This is a genomic window from Qipengyuania sp. R86523 (assembly GCF_044596365.1).
GTDB classification, from domain to species: domain Bacteria; phylum Pseudomonadota; class Alphaproteobacteria; order Sphingomonadales; family Sphingomonadaceae; genus Qipengyuania; species Qipengyuania citrea.
The window spans coordinates 1,143,128-1,166,202 of the sequence record NZ_CP138997.1 but is presented as its reverse complement, the minus strand read 5'-3'; the positions used below and the strand labels follow the sequence as shown (position 1 = coordinate 1,166,202).

The following is a 23,075-nucleotide window of genomic DNA, read 5'->3' as shown; positions in this document are numbered from 1 at the left end:
CTCCCGCGCGAGTTTAGAGCTATCGTGATGGCGGACAAGGGAATTGAGCGGCTTTTGCGATGGGCCGAATATCGCTAGGCAGTCGGGCATCATGCTGACGCTGCCCAACATCCTGACGTTGTCGCGCATTTTCGCGATTCCGCTGCTGGCCTATTTCCTCTGGTGGCCGGGCTGGGCGGCGGGCTACCTGCTCGCTTTCGGGCTCTACTGCCTGATGGGGATCACCGACTATTTCGACGGCTATCTCGCGCGGACCAGCGGCACGGTGTCCAAGCTCGGCATTTTTCTCGATCCAATCGCGGACAAGATCATGGTGGCGGCGGTCATCCTGGTGCTGGCGGCGCAAGGCGTGCTGCGCGGACCCTATGTCGGCGACATGCATGTGGTTGCCGGGCTGGTCATATTGATGCGCGAAATCGCCGTGTCGGGCCTGCGCGAATTTCTCGGGCCGCTGCAGGTCTCGGTGCCGGTGAGCAAGCTCGCCAAGTGGAAGACCACGCTGCAGATGGTCTCGCTGGGCTCACTCATCCTCGGCCAGGGCCTGCCCGGATGGAACTTCGCAGCGGGCGGGGTGCTGCACAATATCCCGCATCTGGTCGGCCTGGTGACGCTGTGGGGCGCGGCGATCCTGACGGTCATTACCGGCTGGGATTATCTGCGCGTCGGCCTCAAGCACATGGACTGACGCGCGCGAGAAGGCCTTTGCGCCGGCTCGGCATCAGCGGCTCAGGCGAAATCAGCCTGCGCGCAGCTCTTCCGCCAGCAGCTTGAATTCCTCTTCGCGCGGCGAATTCGTGCGCCAGATCAGCGCGATCTCGCGGCTGGTGTTGTCGCCCTTGAGCGGGCGCGCCACGACATCGGTGCCGTGAAGGATGCCCGCTTCGATCGCCATTTCGGGCAGCATCGTCAGGCCGAGGCCATTGTCGACCATCTGCACCATCGTGTGCAGGCTGGTCCCGATCATTGTCGCGCTGGCGCGCAATTCGGGCCGGTTGCAGGCCGCCAGCGCATGTTCCTTGAGGCAATGCCCGTCCTCGAGCAGCAGCAGCCGCCCCTGGTCGATCATGCTGGCGGGAATGACGGCGGGCGGATCGCGCGGATCGTCTTTGGGAAAAGCGACATACAGCGCATCTTCGCGGATCGTCGCCTTGGCGACATCGCCGGTGGCGAAGGGCAGCGCCATCAGCACGCAGTCGGCGCGGCCGTGATGCAGCGATTCCAGCGCGTGATCGGTGGTCTCCTCGCGCAGGAACAGCTTCAGCTGGGGGCGTTCCTCGCGCAGGCGGGGCAGGATCCGCGGCAGCAGGAAGGGCGCGATCGTCGGTATGACGCTCATCCGCAGCTCGCCCGACAGCGGCTTGCCGGCGGCGAGGACGAGGTCGGACAGCTCTTCCGCCTCGCGCAGCAGGCGGTGCGCTTTCTCGACCACCGTATTGCCGAGCGGTGTGAACCGCACCACGCGGCGGCTGCGTTCGACCAAGGTCACGCCGAGCAGCGATTCCAGCTCGCGGATGCCTGCCGATAGGGTGGATTGCGAAACGAAGCTCGCCTCGGCAGCGCGGCCGAAATGGCCGTGTTCGTGCAGCGCCACGAGATACTGCAGCTGCTTGATGGTGGGGAGATAGGTCGACATGGCGGTTCGGTTCCTGCCCGGCTGCTATTCGGCGGCTTGGGCTTCGACCATGCCGGCGTGCAGTTCATCGACATGGGTCATCAGCAGCCGCCCGTCCTTGACGGCGAAGGCGAGGCGGCCTTCGACCAGTTCGAGCGCGTCCTTGCCGAACACGTCGTAGCGCCAGCCCTTGAGGATGCTCAGGTCGCGCGCGCCCGCGGCCAGCGCTTCCATTTCGTCGGCGCGGGTCAGCAGCCGCGAGGCGACGTCGATCTCGCGGGCACGGATCTTGAGCAGCAGCTTGAGCAGGTCGGCGACGAGTGCGCCTTCCTTGCCGAGCGGCGCACCGCGTTTGGGTTTGTCGGGCATTTCATCCTTCGGCAGCGGTTCGGCCTTTTCGAGTACTTTCATCAGGCGCTTGCCGATATCGTTGTCTTTCCACGCATTCGACAAGCCGCGCACCTTGGCGAGATCGGGTTGCTGCTTGGGCGGATGGCTGGCGATATCGGCCAGCGTTTCGTCGCGCATGATCCGGCCGCGCGGGATGTTCTTGTGCTGCGCTTCGCTCTCGCGCCAGGCGGCGAGCGCCTTCAGGCGGCCTAGAACTGCGGGATTGCGGCCCGATGATCGGATCCGTTTCCAGGCGAGATCGGCATCGTTGGCATAATTCTGCGGATCGGCCAGCTTCTCCATCTCGGCATCGAGCCATGCGCCGCGGCCGGTCTTGATCAGCTTCTTGAGGATCCGCGGGAAGATGTCCGCCAGATGCGTCACGTCGCCGATCGCATATTCGATCTGCCGATCGGTGAGCGGGCGGCGGCTCCAGTCGGTAAAGCGCGCACCTTTGTCGATCGTCAGTCCCAGCCAGCTTTCGACCAGATTGGCATAGCCGATCTGTTCGGACTGGCTGATCGCCATCATCGCGATCTGCGTGTCGAAGATCGGCTGCGGCGTCTTGCCGGTGAAATTGTAGACGATCTCGACGTCCTGTCCGCCTGCATGGAAGACCTTGAGCACGTCGTCATTGTCGCACAGCAGGTCCCACAGCGGGGCCAGGTCGATCCCGGGTGCGAGCGGGTCGATCGCAGCGGCTTCTTCACCATTGCCGATCTGCACGAGGCAGAGTTCGGGCCAGAAGGTGTTCTCGCGCATGAATTCGGTGTCGACGCACACGAATTCGTGTTGGCCCAGCCGCTCGCACAGTTCCGCCAGCGGTTCGGTTTCGGTTATAAGTTCGTGGATTTTCATCGTATCTTTTCGTTTCTGTCGGGCGGAGTACCGCCCCCGGGCCGGGGCCCATGAATGCGCGGGGTCATCCCGCAAGGGCAGGCTAGCGGGCTGTGCGCGCTGCCTGCAATCGCGGCCATGCAGCTATGCACCGTCGCGATGCGCGCCGCTTTAGACCTGCACGGGGCCGGGTCAAGGCGGTCTTAACGCTTGCGTGCCATGGTACACCCCATGTCCCGCATGGAATTCCAGCATGCTTTCGATGCAGTCGCAGGCACGCCCGGCTTCGACCGCGCCCCGCTGTGGCGGGCCTATCCCGAAGCCGCGCACTTGCTTTCGCACAGGCTCGACATCGAGCCGTGCTTCGACTGGTCGCGGCTGGCCGATACCATCGCGGTAGCCGATCGCGCGCTGATCGAGATACGCGAGGATACGCCGCAGCAGCGCTTTCGCGTTTTGCCCGAACACCCGGCGGATCTACGGGCGCTGGTGCATGGGCTCGACGGCACGAAGCGCTGGATCATGCTGCGCGAGCTGGACAGATGGCCCGATTTCGCGCCGCTCGTCGCCGATATCCTGCAGGCAGTCGCGCCGGTGGTCGAAACGCGTACCGGCGCGATCGTCAAACCCACCGCCTTCCTGTTCATCAGTTCGCCGGGGCTTGTCACCCCGCTGCATTTCGATCCGGAATACAATATCCTGTTCCAGATCTCCGGCCGCAAACGGTTCACGATCCTGCCGCCATCCTGCGGCCTGCCGTCCCGGTCGGACAATGAACGCTTCCATCGCAGCGGCGACAATCTGCTCGACTGGCGGCCCGAACTGGCGGCTCAGGGCTGGCCCTTCGACCTTGCCCCGGGCGATGCGCTCCACGTTCCCTTCAAGGCCCCGCACACGGTCACGGTCGGGGCCGAACCGTCGATCTCGCTCTCAGTAACCTGGCGCTCGCACAGCAGCCTGATGCAGGACGATGCCTGGGCCCTGAACGGCCTGCTTGGCCGCTACCGCGTGCGCTTGCCGGCGCCGGGGGCGCGACCCTGGCTGCGTGCGGCCGCGCTGCGGGCGCTGCGGCGCGCGCGAATTGCCTGACCTTCCAGACCAGACAAATCTTGACAAAACAGCCCTCGATGGCTGTTAGGGGCGCGCTTTCGCGCCGCGCCCGGATGCGCGCGCGGTCCCATCCGATTCCGGCAGAAAGATCGAGCTTTTCATGCACGCCTACCGCACCCATACCTGCGCCCAGCTGACCAAGGACAATGTCGGCGAAACCGTTCGCCTGTCGGGTTGGGTCCACAACAAGCGCGACCATGGCGGCGTGCTGTTCGTCGATCTGCGCGACCATTACGGCATCACCCAGATCGTAGCCGACGAGGACAGCGAGGCACTGCCGATCCTCGACAAGATGAAGCTGGAATTGGTGGTCACCATCGACGGCGTGGTTAAGGCCCGCGACGGCGCTGCGGTCAACGCCAACCTGCCGACCGGCGAAATCGAGGTCTTCGCGCGCTCGGTCAATGTCCAGAGCCGTGCCGATGACCTGCCGCTGATCGTCAATTCGGCAGAGGACTATCCCGAGGAAACGCGCCTGAAATACCGTTTCGTCGACCTGCGCCGCGAGCGTGTCCACGCTAATATCATGCTGCGCAACCGGGTCATTACCTCGCTGCGCCGCCGGATGATCGAGCAGGGCTTCAGCGAGTTCCAGACCCCGATCCTCGGCGCATCGAGCCCCGAAGGCGCGCGCGACTATCTGGTCCCCAGCCGCCTGCATCCCGGCCATTTCTATGCGCTTCCGCAGGCTCCGCAGATGTTCAAGCAGCTGTTGATGGTGGCGGGCTTCGACCGGTACTTCCAGATCGCGCCATGCTTCCGCGACGAAGACCTGCGCGCCGACCGCAGCCCCGAATTCTACCAGCTCGATTTCGAGATGAGCTTCGTCACGCAGGAAGACGTCTTCCAGACGATCGAGCCCGTGCTGGCCGGCGTGTTCGAGGAATTCTCGGGCGGCAAGAGCGTCACGCCCGCGGGCGAGTTCCCGCGCATCCCCTATGCCGAAGCGATGCTCAAATACGGCAGCGACAAGCCCGACCTACGCAATCCGCTGATCATCTCGGACGTGACCGAACATTTCGAAACCTCCGGCTTCGGCCTGTTCGAGAAGATCGTGGGCGGCGGCGGCCGGGTCCGGGTGATCCCCGCACCGAGCACGCATGAGAAGAGCCGCAAGTTCTTCGACGAAATGAACGACTGGGCACGCCGCGAAGGTTTTGCCGGGCTCGGCTATGTCACCCGCAAGGGCGGCGAGTTCGGCGGGCCGATCGCTAAGAACCACGGCACCGAAGGCATGGAAAAGCTCTATGCCGAGCTGGGGCTGGGCGAAAACGACGGCCTGTTCTTCGCCGCGGGCAAGGAAAAGGACGCCGCCAAGCTGGCCGGCGCCGCGCGTACCCGCGTGGCCGAGGAACTCGGCCTTATCGAGGAAGGCTGCTTCAAGTTCTGCTGGATCGTCGATTTCCCGATGTTCGAATATGACGAAGAACAGAAGAAAATCGATTTCAGCCACAACCCCTTCTCGATGCCGCAGGGCGAGATGGAAGCGCTGGAAACCAAGGACCCGCTCGACATCCTCGCGTGGCAGTACGACATCGTCTGCAACGGCTACGAGCTGTCCTCGGGCGCGATCCGGAACCACCGCCCGGACATCATGTACAAGGCTTTCGAACTGGCCGGATACAGCCAGGCCGATGTCGACGAGAACTTCAGCGGCATGATCGAGGCGTTCAAGCTCGGCGCCCCGCCGCATGGCGGTTCGGCCCCGGGGATCGACCGGATCGTGATGCTGCTGGCGGACGAACCCAATATCCGCGAAGTGATTGCCTTCCCGCTCAACCAGAAGGCGCAGGACCTGATGATGGGTGCACCCAGCCTCGTCAGTCCGCGCCAGTTGCGCGATGTCCATATCCGGACCGTCGATGCGCCCAAGCCGCAGGGGGCAGAGGCGACCCGCGTCGACCGCGCGGGCGACTGACCGGCAAGCGCAGGGCGACAAGCCGCGCAGCGCGAACGAAAAAGGGCGCGGGACCGGATCCCGCGCCCTTTCTTCGTTATTCAGCGATATGTCAGTCGAACTGCGTCGCGGCGAAGTTGCCGAAGCGTTCGCCGGCACAAATCTCGCTATATGCCTGCTGGACGACCGCGCGCTCCTGCACTTCGAGCTGGTCGCTCTCGAGCGCCTGCTGGAACTTGCTCTTGATGTAGTCCTCGCCTTCCTCGACGCGCTCGGCGGCCGCTTCGTCGTTGTTCTCGAAGGCGGCGGTCACGCTCTGCCACATCTGGTGCGCTTCGCCGGTCAGCGTGCCCTTGGTGACCAGTTCCTCGCCCTGGCGCTGCAGTTCGGCATTCATCTGCTGCAACGTCTGGCCGCGCTCCTGGCCGCGCTGCTGCAGGGCCTGCGTCAGCTGCGGATTGTTGGCGGTTTCGGCCGCCTGGCGATAGCCTTCGACGGAATTGAAAGTGGTGTCGGTGAGGCTCTTGAAAACGGTGCTAGCCATTGTTTTATTTCCCTTTTTGCAGTGTGTGCTATGCAGGGGAAATCAACCGCAACGCGTTTGGGTCCGGGGTACACGGCGAGTTGCCCTTGCGCTGCGCCGCTCCGTTGATTAGGGCGATTGGCAATTCAGAAACCCCCAAATTCGAGAGGGATACAAATGAGCGATACTGCCGACCGCGTGCAGAAAATTGTCGTCGAGCACCTCGGCGTCGAGGCCGACAAGGTCACCCAGGAAGCCAGCTTCATCGACGATCTCGGTGCGGACAGCCTCGACATCGTCGAGCTGGTCATGGCCTTCGAAGAGGAATTCGGCGTCGAAATCCCCGACGATGCGGCCGAGAAGATCACCACCGTCGGCGACGCGACCAAGTATATCGAAGAGCACAAGGGCTAAGGCTCGCGCTTTTCGAATCCTGCACTATATGCGGGACCGGACAGGCCCGACCCCATAGCGGGCCGGGCCTGTTGTCTTATCTGCGGAGAATTACATGCGTCGTGTGGTCGTAACCGGACTTGGCCTCGTCACCCCCCTCGGCGGGGACGTGGAGACTTCTTGGAAGAACCTGATCGCGGGCAAGAGCGGAGCCGCGCAAATCACGCGCTTCGACACCGAAGGGCAGAAATGCACCATCGCCTGCGAGGTGAAGCCCAAGGACCATGAATTCGGCTTCGATCCCGACAAGCGCGTCGATCACAAGGTCCAGCGGCAGGTCGATCCGTTCATCGTCTATGGCATCGACGCGGCGGGCCAGGCGCTCGAGGATGCGGGTCTTGTCGACATGGACGACGAGCTCAAGCTACGCACCGGTGTCTCGATCGGCTCGGGCATCGGCGGGTTGCCGGGGATCGAGAAGGAAAGCATCGTGCTGCACGAACGCGGTCCCGGCCGCGTGTTGCCGCATTTCGTCCACGGGCGGCTGATCAATCTCATCTCGGGCCAAGTCTCGATCAAATACGGCCTGATGGGCCCCAATCACGCGGTGGTGACAGCCTGTTCGACCGGCGCGCATTCGATCGGCGATGCCGCGCGGATGATCGCACTCGACGATGCCGACGTCATGCTGGCGGGCGGGGCCGAGGGCACCATCAACCCGCTGGGCGTGGCCGGCTTCGCGCAGGCCCGCGCGCTCAACATGAGCATGAACGACCGGCCGACCGAGGCCAGCCGCCCCTACGACAAGGACCGCGACGGTTTCGTCATGGGCGAAGGCGCGGGCGTGGTGGTGCTCGAGGAATACGAACACGCCAAGGCGCGTGGCGCGACGATCTACGCCGAAGTCACCGGTTACGGCCTGTCGGGCGATGCCTATCACGTCACCGCGCCGCATCCCGAGGGCAAGGGTGCCGAACTGGCGATGCGCATGGCGTTGAAGAAGGCCGGTCTCGCGCCCGGCGATATCGATTACGTCAACGCGCATGGCACGTCGACCATGGCCGACACGATCGAGCTCGGCGCGGTCAAGCGCGTGCTGGGCGACGATCTCAGCGGCGCGTCGATGAGCAGCACCAAATCGGCGATCGGGCACCTGCTCGGCGGCGCCGGCGCGGTCGAGGCGATTTTCTGCATCCTCGCGATCCGCGACCAGATCGTGCCGCCCACGCTCAATCTCGACAATCCGGACGAAGGCACCGAAGGCGTCGATCTCGTGCCCAAGCAAGCCAAGCAGCGCGAAGTGCGCGCCGCGCTGAACAACAGCTTCGGATTCGGCGGCACCAATGCCTCGCTGATCGTCCAGAAGGTCGATTGACGTGAAAAAGGCCGGGTGCCTCCTCGCAGGCGTCCTCTCGCTGGTCCTTGCCGTCGCGGCGATCTGGTTCGTCTCGGGCTGGTGGGGCAGTGCCGAGATCGAGGAGGATACGAATTTCATCGTCCCCTCGGGTGCGAGCCTGACCTCGGTCGCCGAAAAGCTGGCTGAGGAAGGCGTGATCGCCGATCCGCAGGGATTCCTGCTGCGCGCCAAGATCCTCGGCTCCTCGGATCCGATCTTGGCCGGCGAATTCCTGCTCCCCGCCGGGGCCAGCAGCGCCGCGATCCTCGACACGTTCCAGCATGGCGAGGTGATCCGCCGCTTCGTCACCATCCCCGAAGGCCTGCCGTCGATCCTCGTCCACGAACGGCTGATGGCGGAAGATCACCTGACCGGCGAAATCCCGGTGCCGGTCGAAGGCTCGGTGCTGCCCGATACCTATGATTTCGAACGCGGCGAGGCGCGCAGCGCAGTGCTTGCGCGGATGCAGGCGGCGATGCAGAACTATCTCGCCGAAGCCTGGCCCAAGCGCGCGGACGATATTGCGGTCGACAGCGTCCAGAAGGCCGTGATCCTCGCATCGATCGTGGAAAAGGAAACCGGCGTCGCACGGGAACGCAGGATGGTCGCCGGTCTGTATTCGAACCGAGTCAAGGACGGCATGCTGCTGCAGGCCGATCCCACCATCATCTACCCGCTGACCAAGGGCAAGCCGCTGGGCCGGCGCATCCGCCAGTCCGAAATCGCCGCGATCAACGACTACAACACCTATACGATGGTCGGCCTGCCCAAGGGTCCGATCACCAATCCCGGGCGCGAGGCGATCGCGGCGGTGCTGGACCCGGCGGAAACGAGCGCGCGCTACATGGTTGCCGATGGTACCGGTGGCCATGCCTTTGCGGAGACGCTGGAAGAGCATAACCGCAACGTCGCCAAGTGGTTCGAAATCCGCCGTCAGCGCGGGGAAATGTGAGCGGGGAAGACGCCCCGCTGATCCTCACCGCGCAGCTCCCGCGCGATCTACATGCGCGTTTCACCGCGCTGCGCACTGCCCATTTCCCGCCCGAACGCAATTATCTCGAAGCGCATGTCACGCTGTTCCACGCATTGCCGGCGATGTGCGAGGCGGAAGCCTGCAGCGTTCTCAAGCGCATGGCGGCGGAATTCGCGCCGGTGCCGGGGCAGGTCGAAGGGCTGATGTCGCTGGGGCGGGGCACCGCGATAAAGCTTTCTGCGCCCGCCATGCTCGATCTGCGCGGCATCATTGCCGATCACTTCCACGGATTGCTGACGCAGCAGGACCAGCAGCGTCCGCGCCTGCATGTCACGATCCAGAACAAGGTCACGGGCAAGGAAGCGAAGGCGCTGCAGGCGCAGCTGGCGGGGACGATCGCCCCGGCGCCGTTCGCCTTTCGCGGCCTCGAACTGTTTCGCTACCGCGGCGGCCCGTGGGAGCGGGTGCGGGACTTCGCCTTTCGCGGCACCGCCGCACCCTAAGCGTGCCCGCCGATCGCCGCTCAGGTGGTGCGCGTCAGGTGTCGGCGGCACCCCGGAAATGGCGCGCTGCCCGGCCTGTTCGATGCGCTGTCCATCGGCGGCAAACGGCGCCCCGCAGGCCCCCGAACGCGACCGCCTGAAGAAATCACGGACAATACGCATTTGCGCGGTTGACCGCATGCCCCGACCGCCCTAAACGCGCCGCCTGCCGAGCGGGCTATTGCCCCGGCATGCCTCTTTGGGGCGGAGTAGCTCAGGTGGTTAGAGCAGCGGAATCATAATCCGCGTGTCGGGGGTTCAAGTCCCTCCTCCGCTACCATTTTCCCGATATGGTTGCTGTATCGCAGGCCGGCGAAGTTAATAGTAGTGGGCCATATCAGGCGCGCCGACGGTGCAGCTACGCGATCACTCCCATCCCATCCTGCGGTGAGTTGCTTAAGTCGCGTTAGTCAGCAGGGGAAATGCGATCGGTGGGCTGTGGTCACCGCGGACGCAAAGCTGTCTGCACTATTCGAGCATTCGGTTACCATGACCGCGGACAGGGTCGAGGTGCTGAGTTTGCGCGACGGCGAACAGGTCCCGACCATGCGAATGCAAGCTTCGCTGAGCATGAGAATGCGGTTGACGGGGGGCGGGCTTAGCTGCTCCCTTCGGGGCAATTCCACCGGACAGGATGCCCCATGACAGATCTGAAACTCGAATTGCTCACCGTGCATGCCGGGTGCGAGCCCGACCCCGCGACCAATGCGCGGATCACGCCGATCTACCAGACGGCCAGCTACGTCTTCGACAGCGCCGAGCATGCCGCGGACCTGTTTGCGCTCAAGCAGTTCGGCAACATCTATTCGCGGATCATGAACCCCACCAACGATGCGCTCGAGAAGAAGATCGCGGCGCTGGAGGGCGGGGTCGGCGCGCTGGGCGTTGCCAGCGGCCATGCGGCGCAGTTGGTCGCCTTCCACACGCTGATGGAACCGGGGTGCAACATCGTCGCGGCGAAGAAGCTCTATGGCGGCTCGCTCAACCAGATGGGCGAGGCATTCCGCAAGTTCGGCTGGGAAACGCGTTTTGTCGATGCTGACGATCCCGCCAACGTCCGCGCGGCGATGGACGACAAGACGCGCTGCGTCTTCGTCGAGAGCCTCGCCAATCCGGGCGGCGTGGTCACCGACATCGCGGCGATTGCCGATGTCGCGCATGATCACGGCGTCCCGCTGATCGTCGACAACACGATGGCCACGCCGATGCTGTGCCGTCCGTTCGAACACGGCGCGGACATCGTGACGCATTCGACGACCAAGTTCCTCAACGGTCACGGCAATGCGGTCGGCGGGGTGATCGTGGATTCGGGCAAGTTCGACTGGAAGGCGGCGGGGGACAAGTTTCCCAGCCTGACGCAGCCCAACGGATCCTATCACGGGGCCGTGCTCGTCGATGCGCTGGAGCCCATCGGGCCGATCGCCTTCATCACGGCCTGCCGCGTGCTTGGCCTGCGTGACCTGGGGCCGGCCATGGCCCCGCAGAACGCATGGCTGGCGCTGACCGGGATGGAAACGCTCGCGCTGCGCATGGAACGGCACTGCGCCAACGCGCTCGCCGTGGCCGAATGGCTGGAGAACCACGAGCAGGTGGCATGGGTGTCCTATGCCGGGCTCGAGACCAATGCCTACAAGCCGCTCGCCGACAGATATCTCGGCGGCAAGGGCGGGGCGGTGTTCACCTTCGGGCTGAAGGGTGGCTACGACGCCGGGGTGAAGCTGGTCTCGCAGGTCGAGTTGTTCAGCCATCTCGCCAATATCGGCGATACGCGCTCGCTGATCATCCATCCCGCCTCGACCACGCACAGCCAGCTGGGCGAGGCCGAGCTGGTCGCCGCGGGAGCAGGGCCGGACGTGGTGCGCGTCTCGGTCGGCATCGAACATGTCGACGATATCATCGCCGATCTGGACAAGGCGCTGCAGAGCCTCTGACGAACCCCGCGGCCGCTGCGGCGGGGAGGGGGAGGGCTCCTTCCCGGCGGCGGGCCATCGGCGAGAATTGGTGCCGCGCGGGGGCCAGGCCGGGTCCCGCCCCGCATGCTCTGGGCGCGCCATGTGATCCGCATTTCGCGGCGCGGGGACGCGGGTGTCATGGCGGCCGCCGTGCCCCGCGTTGGCGCGCAATTGACGGCGTGCCCGTCTAACATATTCAATTATATCGATTGTCGTGAACGATATTCCGCGTTTCGTTCTCTTCCCTTCTGCTGCCACCAGCCCGCGACACAGTTCAATCGAGCGGCGCGCTGGTGCGCCGCGGGTAAAAGGGAAAATGAATGTCCGCCAAGACTGCTTCCATTACATTCGCACGTTGCACCGCCCTGCTGGCGGGGATCTCGTCGCTGGCCACGGCCGCCGCCGCGCAGCAGCTCGCGCCGCAGCAGGCGCAGGTCGCATCGCGCATGCAGACCGCCGAGCGCGTCGAAGTCGTCCCCATGAGCGTGATCGAGACGCCGACGGGCGCGGCCCCGATCTACCGCCGCGACAATGGCGCGCCGGTGGGTGACAACCGCAATTCGAAGACCGCCGGCGACATGGGGCCGGTGCTGCTCGAAGACGCGCATCTGATCGAGAAGCTGGCGCGGTTCGACCGCGAGCGCGTGCCGGAGCGCGTGGTCCACGCCCGCGGTACGGGCGCCAAGGGCATGTTCCGTGCCACTGCAGACATTTCCGACTACAGCATGGCCAGCCTGTTCCAGCCGGGTAAGGAAACGCCTGTGTTCGTGCGCTTTTCCAGCGTCATCCACGGCCATCTGAGCCCGGAATATCTGCGCGATCCGCATGGCTTCGCGACCAAGTTCTACACCGACGAGGGCAATTGGGACCTGGTGGGCAACAACCTGCCGGTGTTCTTCATCCGCGATGCCATGCAGTTCCCCGACATGGTCCATTCGCTCAAGCCCGACCCGGTGACCAACCGGCAGGATCCCAACCGTTTCTTCGATTTCTTCAGCCATGTTCCCGAAGCGACGAACATGCTGACGCATCTCTACACCAATCTCGGCACGCCCGCGTCATACCGCGAGATGGACGGCAATGGCGTGCACGCCTTCCGCCTCGTCAACGACGAGGGCGAGCAGGTGTTCGCCAAGTTCCGCTGGATCAGCGACCAGGGCGTGAAGAACTATACCGCGGCGCAAGCCAAGGAAGCGGGCTTCAATTACCTGACCGACGATCTCTACGGCGCGATCTCGCGCGGTGACCACCCGAGCTGGAACCTGATGATGCAGGTCCTCCCCGTCGCCGAAATCGGGTCGCTCGACTACAATCCGTTCGACGACACCAAGGAATGGCTCGACCGTCCCTGGATGAAGATCGGCGAGATGACGCTCGACGAGGTGCCGGAGAACTTCTTCGAATGGACCGAGCAATCGGCTTTCGCGCCGAGCAACATGGTCCCGGGTATCGAGCCTTCGCCCGATCGCATGCTGCAGGGCCGGCTGTTCTCCTATGCCGATACGCAGCGCTACCGGGTGGGTGCCAACCTGTTCGATCTCGAAGTGAACGCGCCGCGCGTGGCCGAGGCCGGCGACGGGCCGCTCAACAACAACCAGAACGGCCAGCTCAACCGTTCGGGCCGCGAAAGCCACGTCAACTACTTCCCCTCGGCGATGGCTCCCAAGCAGACCCCGGCGCGGGCGCGCTATTCGAATTACGAGATCATGGCGATGGTCGATCAGAAGCAGATCGAGAAGACGCCCGATTTCGAGCAGCCCGGCATCTTCTGGCGGTCGCTGTCGGAAGCCGACAAGGCGCAGCTCATCGCCAATCTGTCGGGCGACCTCGGCCAGGTCGTGTCGGACCGCACGCGGACGATCATGGTGAGCTATTTCTACCAGGCCGATCCCGAATACGGCACGCGGCTGGCCGGAGCGGTCGATGTGGCCATGCCGGACGTGATGCAGGCCGTGGCCGAATTCAACGCCGCGGCGCCGCAGACCTTCCCGAGCCCCTGACGCCAGACCTCGCGGCACCGCGTCCGGCCTCTCCGGGCAGGCGCGGTGCCGCCACACCTCCCTCCACGAAAGACCAATTCCATGATGACATTCACGACGCGGCTGCTGCCGCTGGCGGCGCTGGCCTGCGCGGCGATGCCGCTGCAAGCGCAGGAACATGCGCACGCCCATGCCCACGGGCATGAACACCCCCAGCCCGCGGAAGAGGGCGCACCCGCGGCTTCGGCCGAACTTCCCGGACCGGATCGCGCGCAGGCGTTGCTGTTCGATGCCGCGCGGCTCAATCGGGTCGATCTGGTCGACGGCCTCGTCAAGCTGGGCGCCGATCTCGACGCGACGAACGAGCAGGGCTTCACCCCGCTGATCCTCGCGGCCTATGCCGGTCACGGCGAAATGGTTTCGGCACTGGTCGAAGCCGGCGCGGATCCCTGCAAGCCCGGCGATGCACGCGGCAATACGGCGCTGATGGGTGTCGCCTTCCGCGGCCATGATGCGATCGCCAGCCAGCTGATCGCCACCGGCTGCGATATCAACGCGACCAATGCGATGGGCCAGACCGCGCTGATGATGGCGGCGATGTTCGGCCGCGAACGTCAGATCGAACTGCTGCTGGCGGCGGGCGCGGATGCCGGGGTGGTCGATCTCCAGGGCAACACCGCGGCTTCGGTCGCGCTGGCACAGGGCAATGAGGCCGTGGCCGCGATGGTCGGAACGCCGTAGGCGAAATAAGCGCGTCAAGGCGCCCGCCGCCTGCGTGCGGTGGGCGCCTAGCTGTTTTCCGCGCGGGCCGCCTGCGCAAGCAGGATCGCCCCGGCAATTCCCGCATTGGGGCCGAGCGCCGGTGCCACGATCGCGTGGCGGGCCCCGCCGGGCAGGTAACCCCGATCGAGGCGCGCTGCCGCTTCACGCGTGCGCTCCAGCAGGCCGGGGGTGTGCATTACCCCGCCGCCCAGCACGACGATTTCGGCGGCGGTCATGGCGAAGATCGCGTGGCACAGCTGGCCGAGATAGGACGCAATGACCGCGTGCGCTTCGTGGTCGTCGGGCAGGTCGGACAGCGAGGCCCCCCAGCGCTGCATGATCGCCGGCCCGCAGGCCAGCCCTTCGAGGCAATCGCCATGCGCAGGACAGATCCCTTCAAAGTCGCCGTCTGCAGGATGCCGCCGCGGGAACAGGTGCCCCATTTCGGGATGCGCCGCGCCGTGCAGAGCCCGGCCATCGACAACCAGCCCGCCGCCGATCCCGGTGCCCACGGTGACATAGGCGAGCGAGGTCAGCTCGCGGCCGGCCCCGAAAGCGCTTTCCGCCAGAGCGGCGCCATTCACATCGGTATCGAAGCCGACCGGAACATCGAATGCGTGCGCGAAATGGCCGGCAAGGTCGCAGCCCGACCAGCCGGGCTTGGGCGTGGTCCCGATATGGCCCCAGCTGCCGTCAGCCCGATCGACCACCGCCGGGCCGAAACTGGCGATGCCGAGCGCGGCCAGCGGGCCCTGTTCGCGAAACCATGCTTCGGTCTGGCGCAGCGTGGCCTCGGGCGCGCGCGTGGGGAGGGCGTGGCGCGCGAGGATTTCGGTAGGCGAATGGCCGACTGCAAGGACGAACTTGGTCCCGCCCGCCTCGATCCCGCCGAACAGCGGCCGCGCGCCGGTCATGCGTCCATCGTCTGCAACAATTCGCAGCGGTCCTGCTTGATCGTCAACTGCAGCAGCGGCGCGGGGACGCCGCCGAAGCGGTCGGCCACCTGGGAATGGTCGCGCGGCAATTCGCGCCCGTCCATGCCCCAGAAATCGACGAAGCTCGACACGATCAGTTCGCGCGAGGCGAACCAGCTGTAGCTCTGCATCGGCTCGTCGCTGGGATTGGCCAGCACCAGGCCGCTGTGGTTCAGCGGGCGGTAGGGGCCGAACAGGCTGTCTGCGACCATGCCGTACATCCCGTTGGGGGCATGCCGCAGACCCGGGGCGAAGGTCGAACTCTGCGTTACCCAGAACAGGTGATAGCGCCCGTCGTGGAACACCACATGCGCGCGCTCGAGCTCGTTGTTGACGCCATCGGCATGGACCAGCGGCGGCAACAGGTTCCACTGCGCCCCATCCTTGCGGGCAATGCCCACTGCGCCGTTGAATTCGCTCTGCGCATTGGCGAGCGAGGCGGTGAAGACCAGATACTCGCGGCCATCGGCGGGGTCGCGGAAATAGGCGGGGTCGCGGAACGCCTTGATCTTCCCGGCCTCGCCTTCGTGCGCGTCGGCAGGCTGGTAGTCATCGGTGATCACCGGCACCGACGGGGCGGGAACCGACCAGTCGACCGGCAGCCCGTCCTCGCGCATCCGCGCATGCGTTTCATAGAGCGCTTGCTGGTAACCGCCGGGCTTCTCGGCAGTGCCTGCGGCGGTGAAGTACAGGCTGACGGTCGTGCCATCGGTAACGGCCGAACCCGCCCATTCGCGTTCGTAAGGCACTGCGCGATCGGGCAGCACGTCGCCGAGATCGGTCCAGCCGTCCGGCTTGCGTTCGAGCAGGCGGATCTTGGCTTCGAAATGGCGCAGGCTGGGATCGCCCCGATCGGGTGCAGTCAGCGCCATCCATAATTCGCGGCCGCGGCAATCGGCGATCCACCCGTCGCGGTCCTGGATCGGCCACATGTCCCAATAGACGCGGTCGCGGTCGAGGTCGCTCCGGCGCGGCCGGGTAATTTCGGAAATCCGGTTCTCAGGACGCGGGTCGATCCTGCTGGCGTCTTCGCGTGTCCATACGCTTGTCATCTCAGCGTCCACAGATGGGAGGAAAGGGTGGGCCGACCGGGGGTAGGGGACCCGGCCGGCCCGGTGTCCTGACACTGGGTCAGAAGTCGATACGGGCGGAAGCGAGAATGCTGCGTCCGGCAATCGAACGGGCGCGGACCAGGCCATTGCCCGGGATCGTACCTTCTTCGGCTTCGGTGTAACCGTAGACGTCGAACAGATTGCTGGCATTGAGCGACAGTTCGAGCCGGTCCATCGGACGCACGGCGACGAAGGCATTGACCTGCGTATAGCCGGGCAGCTTCAGCTGGTTGTTGTCCTGCGTGTAGCTGTCCGTGGTGCCGATCGCGTTGAGGCCGACGGTGAAGACATCGTTCTCGTACTGCGCGGTCCCCTGGAAGACGAGATCGGCCTGGCGCCGCGGCGTGTTGCCGATCACCGCGGCGTTGAGCGATTCCTTGATCTCCGCATCGGTCCAGGTGGCACCGGCCGACAGCGAGAAGGGACCCACCGAATAGCTTCCCTCGAGTTCGAGGCCGAAGGCTTCATAGGTGTTGTCGGTCAGCCGCAGCGGGGCGATTTCGACATTGGTTTCGGCGGTCTCGGCATAGAAGGCGGTCGCGTAGAGATCGACATTGCCGCCCTGGTATTTCAGCCCGCCTTCGAGCTGGTCGACCGAGGCAATCACGCCGTTGTCGTCGTCGCCCGGCAGGCTGCCGTCCACCGCGCTGATCGCGGGGGAGAACAGGCTGCGGTCTGCCGTATGGCGGCCACCCTGGCTGTAGCGGGCGAACAGCGACAGGTCGTAGGTCAGCAGGTAGCTGGCGCCGACCGAGAAGGAGAAATAGTCGTAATCGTAATCGACCGGGCGGGCGTTGCCGAGCGGGAGCACGCCGGTCTGCGCTTCGGCGGGGCTGATAACCCCGTCATTGTCGAAGTCGAATGCGGTCACGCCAGCACCGAAACCGGTATCCGAGCCGGTGATCGTGCCCTTGGCGCTGCCGAAATCGTAGCGGATGCTGGCGTCGAAGGTCACACGATCGAAATCGAAGGCCAGCGAGGCGAAGGGCGCATAGGTGTCGTAGCGCACATCGTAATTGCGGCGGCAGCAATTGCCGAAGAAGCTGGCGCTGTAACCGGCCACGCCCGTATCGGTGACGACGTTGCCGCCGGCATCGACGATATCGACGAGCACCGAATTGCCGTCACCTTCGACCGTCTGGACATAGGACGTCCACAGCCAGTCGGTGTCGATGTCCTGGCGGCTGCCATAGAAGCCCGCGGTGAAGGTCGCGCTGCCGCTGCCGACATCGAAATCCTTGGCGACCCGCAGATCGTTTACCAGGTAGTCGAGATCGTTCAGGCGGACGTTGAACAATACGACATTGGTCAGCAGGCCGTTGCCGCCCAGGGTCGCCGGGTTGGCGACCGTCTGGCCCGCATCGGGGCCGCTGGCCAGAACGATGCTCGAACCGGCGCCGCCGATCCCGTCGGCAATCGTCTGCGCATCGCCCACGCTGGCGGGGAAGGGCGAAACGAAGCTGCCGTTGTTGTCGGCGTAGCGAAAGCGGTTGGTCAGCGTCCAGCCGGGGGCGAACTCGACTTCCGCCTCGACGCCGAATGCAGCGCTCTTGACCGACAGGCCGTCGTGGATGTCGTAAGTCGTCGGGTTGTTGTCGCCATCGAGCGTCCGCGCCGCCGGGATGTACCGGCTGTAGAGCGACGCGGTGCGCGGGTCGAAATTGGCGATCGCGGTATAATCCGGATCGCTGTCGGTCCCGGTCACGGCCACCGGCTGCGGCAGGATCGTCGGCGTGCTGTCGTCGAGATACTTGCCGTGTACGCGGATGTAGCCGCCGTCGAATTCGGTGGTGAGGTTGGCCTTGATCTGGCCGCCTTCCTTGCCGTTGAAACCGGTGTCGCGAACGCCTTCGCCGGTGCGGTAGAAACCGCCGACATGGAAATAGCTGGTTGCGTCGAGCGCGCCGCCGTAATCGAAGTCGAGCCGGTAGGTTTCGTGATCGATGCCGATCGTGCCGGCAACCGCGCCGCCTTCTTCGAGCCCGGTCTTCGAGATGAAGTTGATCACCCCGCCCGGCGAGTTCGAGGCAAAGGTCGAGGCCGAGCCGCCGCGGACCGCCTCGACACGGCCGACATTGCGATCGGCGCGCACGAAATTGTCGGCATTGCCGAACACGATATCGCCGAATTCGAGGACCGGGAGCCCGTCTTCCTGCAGCTGGATATAGCGCGCGCCGCCGGTCGAGACCGGAATGCCGCGAACCGCGATATTGGCATTGCCTTCGCCGCCCGAGGCTTCCGAACGGATGCCGGGGATCTGGCGGATGAGATCGGCGGAAGAGCTGGGGTTGAGATCGGCGATCAATTCCGCGTCGAGCGCGCTGACCGAGACCGAGCTTTCCAGACGGTTCTGGCCCTGTGCGACCGCGGTGACGATGATGACATTGTCACCGAGGACGGGGTCGCCATCGGCAGCGGGTGCGCCTTCCTGAGCGAAGGCGGGGGCGGATATCGCCGACAGCGCGACCCCGGCAGCAAGCACGTTGCGAAGTTTCATCATTGCTCTCCCAGATGGAATTCTTTCGATTCGCCCCTTAGACATACCGCTGGTGCAAACGTTTGCAATACTAAAATGCAAACGTTTGCAATCGGGCGTTGTTTGTGACACCAACTTGCTCGACGTCGCTGCTACAGGTGGGGCTGGGAGAGAGTACCGGATATGCAAGTCACAGGAAAACCGCGGCTTTCGCTGCTACGAATCATCGAGATGAACGTCGGCTTCTTCGGCTTGCAGTTCAGTTTCGGTCTGCAGCAGGCGAACATGGGGCCGATCTACGGCTTCCTCGGCGCGGACGAGGCGACGATGCCGCTGCTGTGGCTCGCCGGACCGATGACCGGCCTGCTGGTGCAACCTATCATCGGGGCAATGAGCGACCGCACCCAGTCGCGCTGGGGCCGGCGCACGCCCTATTTCCTGATCGGCGCAATCATCTGTTCGATAAGCCTGTTCCTGATGCCCTATTCCAGCGCGCTGTGGATGGCCGCCAGCCTGCTGTGGATCCTCGACGCCGGCAACAACATCACGATGGAACCCTACCGCGCCTATGTCGCCGACCGGCTGGTGCCCGATCAGCGCGCCACCGGCTTCCTGACCCAGAGCGCGTTTACCGGCCTGGCGCAGACCCTGTCCTATCTTGCGCCGACGCTGCTGACTGCTTTCGTTGCCAAGGACGTGCTCGATGCGAATGGCATTCCCGTCATCGTGAAGATTGCCTTCATCATCGGCGCGATCCTCTCGATAAGCACTATTGTCTGGTCAGTCTGGCGGGTACCCGAATTGCCGATGACGGCGCAGGAAAAGGCGGACCTTGTCGGCAAGCCCATGACCGTCAAGGCGACGCTTGGTGAAATCGGCAGCGCGATCAAGGACATGCCCAGGGCGATGCGGCAGCTGTCGGTGGCGATGCTGTGCCAGTGGTATGCGATGTTCGCCTATTGGCAGTACATCACTTTCGCGGTCGGCCGTTCGATTTACGATACCTCCGATCCCTCCAGCGCGGCGTTCAGGGACGCGACGCTGACGACGCAGCAGGCCGGGGCGCTCTACAATTTCATCGCCTTCCTCGGCGCGCTCCTGCTGATCCCGATCGTGCGCAAACTGGGCGCGCGGCTGGTGCATGCCATCTGCCTGACCGCGTCGGGCGCGGCGATGCTGCTCATCCCCGGGGTCGAGACACCCGCCGCGCTGTTCGTGCTGATGCTGGGTATCGGCATCGGCTGGGCAGGCATGATGGGCAACACCTACGTCATGTTGGCCGATGTCATCCCCCCCGAACGCAACGGCATTTACATGGGTATTTTCAACATGTTCATCGTGATTCCGATGCTTATCCAGACGCTGACCATGCCGCTGTTCTACGAACCGCTGCTCGGCAGCGATCCGCGCAATGTGCTGCTGCTCGGCGGAGTGCTGATGCTGGTCGGTGCGGTCGCGACAATGTTCGTTGACGCGGGCCGCCCGGTGCCCAAAAGCCTGCGGCCGGAGGCGAACTAGAACCCGATGTCCGAACCCACGCACGAAACCGCGCAGGAGCTCGCGCCGCCGCCCGAGCGCGCGCGCACGATCACCGATCTCGCCAGGATTGCCGGTGTATCGCCCGGTACGGTGTCGCGCGCGCTTGCGGGCAAGAGCCTGGTCAACGCCAAGACCCGCGAGCGGATCGAGGCGCTGGCGCGCGAACATGGCTTTCGCCTCAACCAGATGGCGAGCCGGTTGCGACGGCAGAAGACCGGCGTCATCGGCGTCGCCATCCCGCTCGGACACGACCGCCGGCAGCATATTTCGGACGCGTTCTTCATGACGCTGCTCGGTTATCTGGCGGACGAGCTTACCGAACGCGGCTATGACCTCATGCTGCGCCGGGTCATCCCCGATCGCGACGGGGACTGGCTCGATCGCTTCGTCGGGTCGGGCATGGTCGATGGGGTTATCGTGATCGGCCAGTCGGACCAGTTCGAGCGAATAGAAGCTGCCGCGGCGCGCTTCCTGCCCATGGTGGTGTGGGGCAACCATCAGGAAGGCCAGCGCCATTGCGTAGTCGGGACCGACAATTTTGCCGGTGGGCGGCTGGCCGCCGAACGCCTGATCGCCGCGGGGGCCAGCACGATCGGCTTTCTGGGATCAACCGACCCGATCGAATTTGCCGCCCGTTACGCGGGGGCGAAGTCTGTTGCCGATGACAAGGGCGTCCCGATCCGTGCGCTGCCGACCCATCTCAGCCCCGAACACGCCGCCGACGAGATTGCAGCGCATCTGGCGAGCGATATGGCGGGTATCGATGGAATATTCGCTGCCTCGGACATGCTCGCGATTGCCTGTATGACCGAATTGCAGAAGCGCGGGATCGATGTGCCCGGGGGGATGAAGCTCGTCGGGTTCGACGATCTGCCCATTGCCTCGCAGACCCGGCCGGCGCTGACCACCATCCGGCAGGATATCGCTGCGGGCGCCGCGCGCCTCGCCGACCTCCTGCTGCGGCGGATGGGGGGCGAGAACACCGCGAGCGTGGTGCTTCCGCCCGAGCTTGTCGGCCGGCAGACCGCCTGACCGTACGCCGCGCCTGCGGCCACCGTCCTGCTTCCCACACGCTCTGGCGCGCTGAGCGGCATTCCTCGTGTCACACAGGAACGGCGGGGCGGGGGTCCCGTTAGTCTGGTGAACATGCAATCAGCAGCGCCAGCCGTCCGGATCCGCCGGGCGGGTTGGCGCTATGCAAGCGAGAAGGCCCCCCATGTCCCAGATACAGACCCGCAACCCGGCCACCGGCGAAGTGCTCGAAACCTATGAGGTGATGAGCGAACAGGAAGTGTTCGCCAAGATCGACAACGCGCATCAAGCGTTCCTCGACTGGCGAAGCAAGTCGCATGAAGAGCGCGCACCCTATCTCCGCAAGATCGCCGGAGTGCTGCGCGACAATTCGGAGCGTTTCTCTGAACTGATGACGCGCGAGATGGGCAAGCTGCTGCGCGACGGAAAGACTGAAGTCGAGCTTTGCGCGCGCTTGTTCGAATATGCTGCCGACAAGGGGCCGGAAGAGCTGGCCGACCAGGAGCGGACGCATAGCGGCGGCAAGAAGCGCGGTATCGTGACCTTCTCGCCGATCGGCGTGATCTACAGCGTGCAGCCGTGGAATTTCCCGCTCTACCAGCCGGTCCGTGTGCTTGCTGCCAATCTGATCGCGGGCAATTCGGTAATCCTCAAGCATGCCTCGATCTGTACCGGTAGTGGGCTGCTGCTGCGGGATCTTTGCGAGGAAGCCGGCCTGCCCAAGGGCTTGTTCGATGTCATCATCGTCGGTCATGACCTGTCGGACAAGGTGATCGAACACAAGCTCATCCGCGCGGTGACCATGACCGGCAGCGACGGCGCCGGCAGCCATATCGGCGAACTGGCATCCAAGAACCTCAAGAAAACGGTGCTCGAGCTCGGCTCGAACGACGCCTATCTCGTGCTCGAAGACGCCGATATCGAAACCGCGGTCAAGACCTGCGTCATGGGCCGACTGTACAACAATGGCGAAACCTGCGTCTCGGCCAAGCGCTTCATCGTGACCGACGCGGTCTATGACGAATTCGTTTCCGCCTTCGTCGAACGGATGAAGGGCGTGACCATGGGCGATCCGACCAAGGACGACACGCAGCTCGGGCCGCTTTCCAGCAAGGAACAGTTCGACACCATCGTCGAGCAGGTTTCCAAAAGCGTCGACCAGGGCGCCACGCTGCTTTGCGGCGGAGATCCCGCAGACGATGCCGGTTGCTATTACCCCGCCACCGTACTCGCCGACTGCAAGCCCGGCATGCCCGCTTATGACGATGAACTTTTCGGCCCGGTCGCATCGGTCATCCGCGCCAAGGACGACGAAGACGCGATGCGGATTGCCAATGACAGCCGTTACGGCCTCGGCGGAGGCATCTTTACCAAGGACGAAGACAAAGCGGTCCGCCTGGCCCGCGACCATTTCGACACCGGCATGGTCCGGATCAACTCGTTCGGCGCGGCCGACCCGAACATGCCTTTCGGCGGCGTGAAGGATTCCGGTTACGGCCGCGAACACGGCGGCTTCGGCATGAAGGAATTCGTCAATGCGAAGGCGATCTTCCTGCCTTCCTGAGCAGTAAATCGC

General features: G+C 64.7%; 19 protein-coding genes and 1 tRNA gene. 14 read left to right on the top strand and 6 right to left on the bottom strand.

All coding sequences use genetic code 11. From position 1 onward, the window contains the following. The first annotated feature begins 91 nt into the window (after positions 1 to 91). Positions 92 to 685, top strand: coding sequence for a CDP-diacylglycerol--glycerol-3-phosphate 3-phosphatidyltransferase (pgsA, locus tag SJY12_RS05720; RefSeq protein WP_050599990.1), 594 nt, complete (start codon positions 92 to 94; stop codon positions 683 to 685). 51 nt (positions 686 to 736) lie between these two features. Here the strand turns inward: pgsA and SJY12_RS05715 are convergent, their stop codons facing one another. Both SJY12_RS05715 and rnd read right to left on the bottom strand, forming a co-directional pair. Then, on the bottom strand, positions 737 to 1,633 hold the full coding sequence (locus SJY12_RS05715; RefSeq protein ID WP_050599989.1) for a hydrogen peroxide-inducible genes activator: 897 nt from the start codon (positions 1,631 to 1,633) through the stop codon (positions 737 to 739). 24 nt (positions 1,634 to 1,657) lie between these two features. Next, positions 1,658 to 2,860 carry a ribonuclease D gene (gene rnd, locus SJY12_RS05710; RefSeq protein WP_397506402.1) on the bottom strand — a complete coding sequence of 401 codons (1,203 nt, stop codon included), beginning with the start codon at positions 2,858 to 2,860 and terminating at the stop codon, positions 1,658 to 1,660. 219 nt (positions 2,861 to 3,079) lie between these two features. Here rnd and SJY12_RS05705 point away from each other — a divergent pair, with 219 nt between their 5' ends. Then, on the top strand, positions 3,080 to 3,928 hold the full coding sequence (locus SJY12_RS05705) for a cupin-like domain-containing protein (RefSeq protein WP_397506401.1): 849 nt from the start codon (positions 3,080 to 3,082) through the stop codon (positions 3,926 to 3,928). A gap of 121 nt (positions 3,929 to 4,049) precedes the next feature. Continuing rightward, positions 4,050 to 5,867, top strand: a complete 1,818-nt coding sequence (aspS, locus tag SJY12_RS05700; RefSeq protein WP_397506399.1) for an aspartate--tRNA ligase — start codon at positions 4,050 to 4,052, stop codon at positions 5,865 to 5,867. A gap of 91 nt (positions 5,868 to 5,958) precedes the next feature. Here the strand turns inward: aspS and SJY12_RS05695 are convergent, their stop codons facing one another. Beyond that, positions 5,959 to 6,390, bottom strand: coding sequence for a PA2169 family four-helix-bundle protein (locus SJY12_RS05695; protein ID WP_397506397.1), 432 nt, complete (start codon positions 6,388 to 6,390; stop codon positions 5,959 to 5,961). A 156-nt stretch (positions 6,391 to 6,546) separates the two neighbouring features. Here SJY12_RS05695 and SJY12_RS05690 point away from each other — a divergent pair, with 156 nt between their 5' ends. From SJY12_RS05690 to SJY12_RS05655, 8 genes are all read left to right on the top strand, one after another. After that, complete coding sequence (locus SJY12_RS05690) at positions 6,547 to 6,783, top strand: acyl carrier protein (RefSeq protein ID WP_006834437.1); 237 nt, start codon at positions 6,547 to 6,549, stop codon at positions 6,781 to 6,783. 94 nt (positions 6,784 to 6,877) lie between these two features. Beyond that, positions 6,878 to 8,137 carry a beta-ketoacyl-ACP synthase II gene (gene fabF / locus SJY12_RS05685; protein WP_397506396.1) on the top strand — a complete coding sequence of 420 codons (1,260 nt, stop codon included), beginning with the start codon at positions 6,878 to 6,880 and terminating at the stop codon, positions 8,135 to 8,137. Position 8,138: 1 nt separating this feature from the next. Continuing rightward, positions 8,139 to 9,110 (top strand): endolytic transglycosylase MltG, encoded by a 972-nt coding sequence (gene mltG, locus SJY12_RS05680; protein ID WP_397506394.1) that lies wholly within the window; start codon positions 8,139 to 8,141, stop codon positions 9,108 to 9,110. After that, positions 9,107 to 9,634: a 2'-5' RNA ligase family protein gene (locus tag SJY12_RS05675; RefSeq protein WP_050599982.1), complete on the top strand. Its 528-nt coding sequence runs from the start codon at positions 9,107 to 9,109 to the stop codon at positions 9,632 to 9,634. Before mltG ends, SJY12_RS05675 begins: the two co-directional genes overlap by 4 nt. Positions 9,635 to 9,876: 242 nt before the next feature. Continuing rightward, positions 9,877 to 9,953 (top strand) — tRNA-Met (locus SJY12_RS05670). Between the two features lie 361 nt (positions 9,954 to 10,314). Then, complete coding sequence (locus SJY12_RS05665) at positions 10,315 to 11,604, top strand: O-acetylhomoserine aminocarboxypropyltransferase (protein WP_397506392.1); 1,290 nt, start codon at positions 10,315 to 10,317, stop codon at positions 11,602 to 11,604. Positions 11,605 to 11,945: 341 nt separating this feature from the next. Further along, the gene (locus SJY12_RS05660; RefSeq protein WP_397506390.1) at positions 11,946 to 13,625 is read left to right on the top strand and encodes a catalase; all 1,680 of its coding nucleotides are present in this window, start codon (positions 11,946 to 11,948) and stop codon (positions 13,623 to 13,625) included. Between the two features lie 81 nt (positions 13,626 to 13,706). Next, positions 13,707 to 14,345 carry an ankyrin repeat domain-containing protein gene (locus SJY12_RS05655; protein ID WP_397506388.1) on the top strand — a complete coding sequence of 213 codons (639 nt, stop codon included), beginning with the start codon at positions 13,707 to 13,709 and terminating at the stop codon, positions 14,343 to 14,345. A gap of 47 nt (positions 14,346 to 14,392) precedes the next feature. Here the strand turns inward: SJY12_RS05655 and SJY12_RS05650 are convergent, their stop codons facing one another. The 3 genes from SJY12_RS05650 to SJY12_RS05640 all read right to left on the bottom strand — a co-directional run bounded on the left by SJY12_RS05650 (position 14,393) and on the right by SJY12_RS05640 (position 18,949). Next, a complete protein-coding gene (locus SJY12_RS05650; RefSeq protein WP_397506386.1) occupies positions 14,393 to 15,280 on the bottom strand; it encodes an ROK family protein in 888 nt (295 codons plus the stop codon). After that, positions 15,277 to 16,392, bottom strand: a complete 1,116-nt coding sequence (locus tag SJY12_RS05645; protein WP_397506384.1) for a glycoside hydrolase family 68 protein — start codon at positions 16,390 to 16,392, stop codon at positions 15,277 to 15,279. The genes SJY12_RS05650 and SJY12_RS05645 overlap by 4 nt, the downstream gene beginning before the upstream one ends. Before the next feature lie 79 nt (positions 16,393 to 16,471). Then, a complete protein-coding gene (locus SJY12_RS05640) occupies positions 16,472 to 18,949 on the bottom strand; it encodes a TonB-dependent receptor (RefSeq protein ID WP_397506382.1) in 2,478 nt (825 codons plus the stop codon). Positions 18,950 to 19,111: 162 nt separating this feature from the next. Between SJY12_RS05640 and SJY12_RS05635 the strand changes: the two genes are divergently transcribed. From SJY12_RS05635 to SJY12_RS05625, 3 genes are all read left to right on the top strand, one after another. Next, on the top strand, positions 19,112 to 20,446 hold the full coding sequence (locus SJY12_RS05635; protein WP_063506432.1) for an MFS transporter: 1,335 nt from the start codon (positions 19,112 to 19,114) through the stop codon (positions 20,444 to 20,446). Positions 20,447 to 20,452: 6 nt separating this feature from the next. After that, positions 20,453 to 21,499, top strand: a complete 1,047-nt coding sequence (locus SJY12_RS05630; RefSeq protein ID WP_160767101.1) for a LacI family DNA-binding transcriptional regulator — start codon at positions 20,453 to 20,455, stop codon at positions 21,497 to 21,499. Between the two features lie 184 nt (positions 21,500 to 21,683). Next, positions 21,684 to 23,063 carry an NAD-dependent succinate-semialdehyde dehydrogenase gene (locus SJY12_RS05625; RefSeq protein ID WP_397506379.1) on the top strand — a complete coding sequence of 460 codons (1,380 nt, stop codon included), beginning with the start codon at positions 21,684 to 21,686 and terminating at the stop codon, positions 23,061 to 23,063. The last annotated feature ends 12 nt before the right edge of the window (positions 23,064 to 23,075 follow it).